At 69.9% G+C, this 6,481-nt stretch carries 6 protein-coding genes and 2 tRNA genes; 6 read left to right on the top strand and 2 right to left on the bottom strand.

The annotated features are described in order from the left end of the window. Window positions 1-101: 101 nt before the first annotated feature. Together ACFWX1_RS23830 and ACFWX1_RS23825 are read right to left on the bottom strand one after the other, a co-directional pair. On the bottom strand, window positions 102-956 hold the full coding sequence (locus ACFWX1_RS23830; protein ID WP_378390719.1) for an SAM-dependent methyltransferase: 855 nt from the start codon (window positions 954-956) through the stop codon (window positions 102-104). A 78-nt stretch (window positions 957-1,034) separates the two neighbouring features. Then, window positions 1,035-1,973, bottom strand: coding sequence for a GNAT family N-acetyltransferase (locus ACFWX1_RS23825; protein ID WP_378390717.1), 939 nt, complete (start codon window positions 1,971-1,973; stop codon window positions 1,035-1,037). Between the two features lie 250 nt (window positions 1,974-2,223). Here ACFWX1_RS23825 and ACFWX1_RS23820 point away from each other — a divergent pair, with 250 nt between their 5' ends. From ACFWX1_RS23820 to ACFWX1_RS23795, 6 genes are all read left to right on the top strand, one after another. After that, on the top strand, window positions 2,224-4,866 hold the full coding sequence (locus ACFWX1_RS23820) for a putative bifunctional diguanylate cyclase/phosphodiesterase (RefSeq protein ID WP_378390715.1): 2,643 nt from the start codon (window positions 2,224-2,226) through the stop codon (window positions 4,864-4,866). Between the two features lie 80 nt (window positions 4,867-4,946). Then, window positions 4,947-5,019: transfer RNA gene (locus ACFWX1_RS23815), tRNA-Thr, on the top strand. 125 nt (window positions 5,020-5,144) lie between these two features. After that, window positions 5,145-5,217 (top strand) — tRNA-Met (locus ACFWX1_RS23810). A 49-nt stretch (window positions 5,218-5,266) separates the two neighbouring features. Beyond that, complete coding sequence (gene rpmG / locus ACFWX1_RS23805) at window positions 5,267-5,431, top strand: 50S ribosomal protein L33 (RefSeq protein WP_005152047.1); 165 nt, start codon at window positions 5,267-5,269, stop codon at window positions 5,429-5,431. 90 nt (window positions 5,432-5,521) lie between these two features. Continuing rightward, entirely contained in the window at window positions 5,522-5,971 is a 450-nt protein-coding gene (locus tag ACFWX1_RS23800; RefSeq protein WP_378390713.1) for a MaoC family dehydratase N-terminal domain-containing protein, read from the top strand. Then, window positions 5,968-6,369 (top strand): MaoC family dehydratase, encoded by a 402-nt coding sequence (locus ACFWX1_RS23795; RefSeq protein ID WP_378390711.1) that lies wholly within the window; start codon window positions 5,968-5,970, stop codon window positions 6,367-6,369. The genes ACFWX1_RS23800 and ACFWX1_RS23795 overlap by 4 nt, the downstream gene beginning before the upstream one ends. Window positions 6,370-6,481 lie beyond the last annotated feature (112 nt).

Raw genomic sequence — 6,481 nt, 5'->3', positions numbered from 1 at the left:
CGCCGTGGGTGGCCCCGAGTGCGTTTAGCCCGCTAAACGCGCCGGGCCGCAGGAGGAGACGAGGGAGACATCGGAGCTGTGGGAATGGAACGAGGGGCGGGTCAGGCGGGTTTTTCGGCGACGCCGCACCACGCGAAGGGCCGAGCCTCGGCCTCGACGGCGTTCAGCCGGCGGTCCGGCCGCCAGTCGGGAAGGTGCACGACGCCGGGTTCCAGCAGTGTCCAGTCCCCGAACAGCTCCACGATCTCGTCGCGGTCCCGCAGCCACATCGGGTTGCTCGTGTTCCGGTACTGCTCGACGAGCCAGCGCAGCCCGTCCAGTGCCTCGCCCGGCTCGGCGTCGCCTTCGCTCATGTGCGAGATCACCAGCCTGCTGCCCGGCGCCAGCGCGTCCCGGTACGTCCGCACGATCCCGGCGGGATCGTCGTCCGGCCCGGCGAAATGCAGCACGGCCACCAGCATCAGGCAGACCGGCTGCGTGAAGTCGATCAGTTCCCGCGTCCGCGGCGCGCGCAGGACCGTCTTCGGGGAGCGCATGTCGGCCTGGATGATCCCGGCCCAGTCGGTCGCGCCCTCTTCCTCCAGGATGACCGTCGCGTGTGCCACCGCCACCGGCTCGTAATCGACGTAGACCACTTTCGCCGGCTCGTCGTCGGGCAGTTCGGCCGCGATCACCTCGTGCACGTTCCCGGCCGTCGGCACCCCGGAACCGAGGTCGATGAACTGCCGGATCCCGGCGCCCAGCGCACTGCGCACCGCCCGGTTCATGAACTCCCGGTTGTGCCGCGCCCCCGGTTTGACGTACGGCCACTGCCGTTCCATCCGGCGCCCGAACTCGCGGTCCACGGCCCAGTTCTGGGTGCCCCCGAGATACCAGTCGTAGATCCGCGCCGCGGACGGCTTCTCGGTGTCGACGCCCTCCGGCGCGGTCGGCGCGGAATCCCCCTGCTCGGTCACGATCGGTCCCCTCGCTCGCGCATTCCTGTGCTCAGCGTAGCGAGCTTGGGGCCTGCGAGAAGCCGCCACGCGCCGGAGTCATCGAACCGCCGGCCGCCGCTGCCAGTACGTCCACAGCGGGCGATAGCCCTGTGCGTACCAGAACGGCGTCGACCGCGGATTCGCCGCGGCGTGGTGCAGCAGCACGACGTCGGCGCCCTCCTCGTCGAGAACCTGGTGCGCGTGGGTGGCCAGCGCGGTGCCGACACCGGACGATCGCGCGGCCTCCGCGACCGCCAGAGACGACAGATAGCCGACGCGCGTCGCGGCGACGCGGTCGCTGATCCAGCCGGTCTCGCCAGGGTGCTGGACGTTCACCATGCCGAGCGGACGGCCGTACAACTCGGCGATCCACAACGGCGGCTCCGGCCGTTTCAGCTGCTCGGCGAGGTCCTTGGCCAGGATCTCCTCGACGCCCGCGCGCAGGTTGACCGTGCCGAACTGGGCGTCGTAGGAGTGCAGCTCCATCCCCAGCGCGACGGCGGTGTCGAGGTCGCCGGGCTCGGCCCGGCGGATCTTGACGCCCGGCGTGCCGCGCGGGCCCGCCGGTGTCATCCGCTCGGCGGGCCGCACCGCGATCACGCGCAGGGGCGCGAAGCCGTGGTGCAGCATCTCGCGCGCGCCCGCGGCGTCACGGCTGGCACGCGGCACGATCGCCGCGGTCTCGGTGTCGCCGGGTTCGGCGGCCGCACGCAGATGTTCATCCCATCGGGTGAGGAGCGCGTCGAGCGCGTCCGCCGGGCGTGGGCCCGCCAGCTGGAGGTCGAGCCGGTGCTCGGTCAGCGCGCGCCAGGGCGCGTTCGGGGCGTCGCGGTCCACCTGGACCCGGGAAGCGAGGCCCGCCGCGGCGGAGCCGCCGGCCTCGACCCCCAGCACCACGGCGTTTTCGGAGGTCTCGAAGGCAATCGAACCGGGGAGCAGGGGATCCACCGCCGCGAGCCGCGTCGCGTGTTCGGAGGCAATCACGTCGCTGTGCATGGGGCACATTCAAGCGCTACCCGGCCGGATGTGCGTAGAGAACCGCGCGGATGGGAATCCCGTAGGCGACCCCGGATGTTTCACTCCTTGGTCCACGCAGGTCAGTGCGGCTTGGTCATTGTTAACCCTGGGGTGATCTCCTAGTGTCTCGAAAGGGACACGGGTACGCCCTACGGGGTACGGTATGGCCCTTGTCCACACCTGACGTCACGGATGAACGACCGGTGGGGCAGCCGGGAAGGAAGGTCGGATGCCGGACAGCAACGCCCACGCCCCAGCCTCCGCACAGGCCAAATCGGGCACGGGTGGAGCCGGGACGTCAGCGTCTTCTGTGTCCTCTTCCGAGGCCCGCACCGACGAACGCCGCTTCCGCGCCTACACCTTCGTCGTGCTCAGCCTCGGCCTCGTCGCGGCCTTCGCGGTCGGCGCGTGGTTGCCGTTCAAGGGGAATGTCGACCTCTGGTGGATCGGCCTCGTCCTCACGGTCGCCTTCCTGCTCGCCGAGCAGCTCGGCATCAACGTCGACGTCCGGAGCGGGATCTCCTGGACCATTTCGTTCACTGAAATCCCGCTGGTAATCGGTTTCTTCATCGCTCCGTTCGAGGTCGTGCTCGCCGCGCACCTGGTCGCGGGCATCGGGACACTGCTCGCCCGCAAGGTCGCCGGACGTGTCCTCTACAACGCGGGCGCGTTCCTGCTGGAGATCACCGGCGCCTTCGCGGTCGCGGGCCTGGTCAAGCAGGCCACCGGCTCGGTGGACATGACGTGGGTGGCCGCGCTCGCCGGGACACTGGCCGCGCCGCTGGTCAGCACGCTGCTCGCGCTCGCCGCGGTGCGGGTGCTGCGCCGCCGGATGCGGGTCAGCACCGCGATCCGGCTCACCGGGCGCATCCTGGTCGTCGGCTTCGTCAACGCCTCGGTCGGCCTCTCCGGCTACCTGGTCATCTCCAGCACGCCCAAGGCGTGGCCGCTGGTGCTCGCCGTCTTCCTCGGGCTGACCGCGCTGTACTGGGCCTATTCCGATCTCCTGCGCGAACAACGCGACATGGAGGCGCTCTCGGACGTCAGCCTGATGGTCGCCCGCTCCGGCCAGCAGGCCGCGGCACGGCCCGCGAGCCGCGCGGACGAGCTCGTCGGCGGCGTCGACGTCCGCGAGTGGGCCACGATCGCCGAACGCATCAAGGACCAGCTCGCCGCCGGGCGGGTGGTGCTGCGGCTGCGGCTGGAACCCAAGGACGCCATGCGCGTGGTCGTCGCGGGCGACGACCTGCCACCGATCGACCCGGCCGCCGACGATCCGCTGCTGCGCCTTCCCGGCGCGCACGTCCGGCACTTCCGGATCACCGAAGCGAATCCGGACGTCCGCGCCGCGCTGATCGACCGTGGCGCGCAGGAGGCGCTCGTCGTCCCGCTGCGCAGCGCGAACCAGCTCCTCGGCGTCGTCGAGGCCCACGACCGGCTCTCCCGCTGGCGTGGTTTCGGCAAGTACGACGTCCAGCTGCTGGGCACGATGGCGAGCCACCTCGCGACTTCGCTCGACAACCGCCGCCTGCTCGCGACACTGCGGCACGACGCGTACCACGACCCGCTCACCGGGCACCTCAACCGGCCGGGCTTCCGGCAGGTCGCGAAGGAACCGTTGCGGGAGTTCGCGAACGCGGTGGTGCTGCGCATCGACCTGGACGTGTTCTCGACCGTCAGCGACGCGCTGGGCTACGCGTGGGCCGACCGGATGGTGATCGCCGCGGGCCGCCGCATCCGCGACGCGCTCGGCCCGGAGGTCCCGCTCGCGCGGCTGGAGGGCGCCTCCTTCGCGGCGTTGCTCGTCGGCTGCGCGCCCGAGAACGCCCACGCGGCGGCGGAACGGCTGCGTGCCGAGCTTTCCGCGCCGTACCCGGTGGACCGGCTCTCCGTCGAAGCGAACGCGATGATCGGGTACGCCACCACCTCGCCCGAGGACAACGGCGACGCCGTGGACATCGACGGCCTGCTCCAGCGCGCCGACGTCGCGGTCCGCGCCACCCGCGGCGGCGAGGAGGTCCGCGGCTACGTGCCGAGCATGGGCCAGATCTTCCTGCGGCGCTTCCAGCTGGTCACGCAGTTCCGGCAGTCGCTGGAGGACGGCCAGGTCACCGTGCACTACCAGCCCAAGATCACCCTGCCGAACCGTCAGGTGCAGGGCGTCGAGGCGCTGGTGCGCTGGGTGCACCCGGAATTCGGCAGGCTCGGCCCGGACGAGTTCGTCCCGGCGATCGAGGCGGCCGGGCTCATCGGCGTGCTGACCTCGTTCGTGCTGGAGGCCTCGCTCAAGCGCGTCCGCAAGTGGCTCGACGAGGGCCTGCGGATCTCCGCCGCGGTGAACCTGTCGGTGCGCAACCTCGCCGACGAGGACTTCCCGGCCAAGGTCGCGCGCGAGCTGGAACGCTTCGACGTCCCACCGGAGCTGCTGACGTTCGAGCTGACCGAGTCCGGGGTGATGTCGGACCCGCAGAAGGCGCTGCCGATCCTGCGCGAGCTGCACTCGCTGGGCATCGTGCTCGCGGTCGACGACTTCGGCACCGGGTACTCGTCGCTGGCCTACCTGCGGCAGCTCCCGGTCGACCAGGTCAAGATCGACAAGAGCTTCGTGCTCGGCATGGGCACCGACCTCGGCGACCTCGCCGTGGTGCGCTCGATCGTCGAACTCGGCCATTCGCTCGGGCTCACCGTGGTGGCCGAGGGCGTCGAGGAGGACGTCGCCCGCGATCAGCTCGAAGCGATGGGTTGTGACGTCGCGCAGGGCTATCTCATCTCGCGGCCGCTGCCGGAGGACCGCTTGGAGGCGTGGCTGCAGGCGCGGACGGCCCGCTCGCCGGGACGGCACTCGGAGACGGTGCTGACCCTGCTGACCTGAGGTTTTGTACTTTGGCCACCCCGGGTGCACAACGGGGTGACAGGGCTTGCTAATCTTTCCAAGTCCTCGCGAGAGGCCAGGCCCCTTTAGCTCAGTCGGCAGAGCGTCTCCATGGTAAGGAGAAGGTCTACGGTTCGATTCCGTAAAGGGGCTCGCGAGTGGGCGGGCTATGCTTGCGGAAAGCGCAAGCGTAGCTCGCTTCGCGGTGTCCTCTGGGGGTCGGACCCCCAGACCCCCGCCAGGGGCCAGCCCCTGGACCCCGGGGTGGGCGCAAGTAGGGCGGTGTAGCTCAGTTGGCAGAGCAAGCGGCTCATAATCGCTGTGTCGCCGGTTCAAGTCCGGCCACCGCTACGCGGTAATCCTGGGGTGCGACCCCAGACCTGAGAGAGAAGGAAACGCTGTGGCTGCCACCGACGTGCGACCCAAGATCACGCTGGCGTGCGAGGAGTGCAAGCACCGCAACTACATCACCAAGAAGAACCGGCGCAACAACCCGGATCGCCTGGAGATGAAGAAGTTCTGCCCGAACTGCGGTACGCACCGGACTCACAAAGAGACCCGCTGACGTCGAGCGGTTCCTCATCCAGCTTCGCCGAAGCCGTCCCGGACACCCCGGGGCGGCTTCGTCGTTCCCGGAGCCCGGTAGCCTCCTGGCGTGCCCTTGGATCAGTCGTTCACCGGGCGGAGCTATCCGTCCGCCAGCAAGTATGAAGTGAGCCGGGAGAAAATCCGGGAGTTCGCCGACGCGATCGGCGACGAGAACCCGCTCTACCGGGACCCCGACGCCGCGCGCGCCGCAGGTCATCCCGACGTCATCGCGCCGCCGACGTTCGTGACGATCATCAACCTCGCCGCGATCAACACCATCGTCACCGACCCCGAACTGGGGCTGGACTACTCGCGCATGGTCCACGGCAACCAGTCCTTCGGCCACACCCGCCCGATCCACGCGGGAGACGTGCTCGAGCTGACCACCCACATCGAGAAGATCATGGCGCGCGCGGGCAACGACTTCATCGACCTCCGCGCCGACATCACCGATGCTCAGGGCGCGCCGGTGTGCACCACCCGGGCCCAGCTCGTCGTGCGAGGGGAGGACTCGTGAACGTCGGAGACGAACTGCCCCCGCTGCGGGTGCGGATCACCAGGGACCAGCTCATCCGCTACGCCGGCGCGTCCCTGGACTTCAACCCCATCCACTGGAACGAGAGCTTCGCGAAGAACGTCGGGCTCCCGGACGTCATCGCGCACGGCATGCTGACCATGGCGCTGGCGGGCCGGGTCGTCACCGACTGGCTCGGCGATCCCGGCCGCCTCGTCGACCTCAGCACCCGCTTCACCCGCCCCGTCGTGGTCCCCAACGACGAGCAGGGCGCGCTCGTCGAGTTCACCGGCAAGGTGGCCGCCATCTCGGACGACGGGATCGCCCGCATCGATCTGGTGGCCAAGTTCGACGGCCAGACCGTCCTCGGCAGGCCGCAGGCCAACGTCCGCGTGAGCTGAAGGGGACGTTCGTCGCATAGGACGTGCTGAAGGGGACTTTACACGCAACGCGGGAGAGGGAAGTCCCCCTAAGCATACACAGGGGCGCGTGAGGAGGCCCGCGACCGCGTCG

This window comes from Amycolatopsis sp. NPDC059021 (assembly GCF_042739895.1).
GTDB lineage: Bacteria > Actinomycetota > Actinomycetes > Mycobacteriales > Pseudonocardiaceae > Amycolatopsis.
The sequence above is the reverse complement of the archived record's forward strand: the minus strand, read 5'-3'. Positions and strand labels throughout refer to the sequence as shown.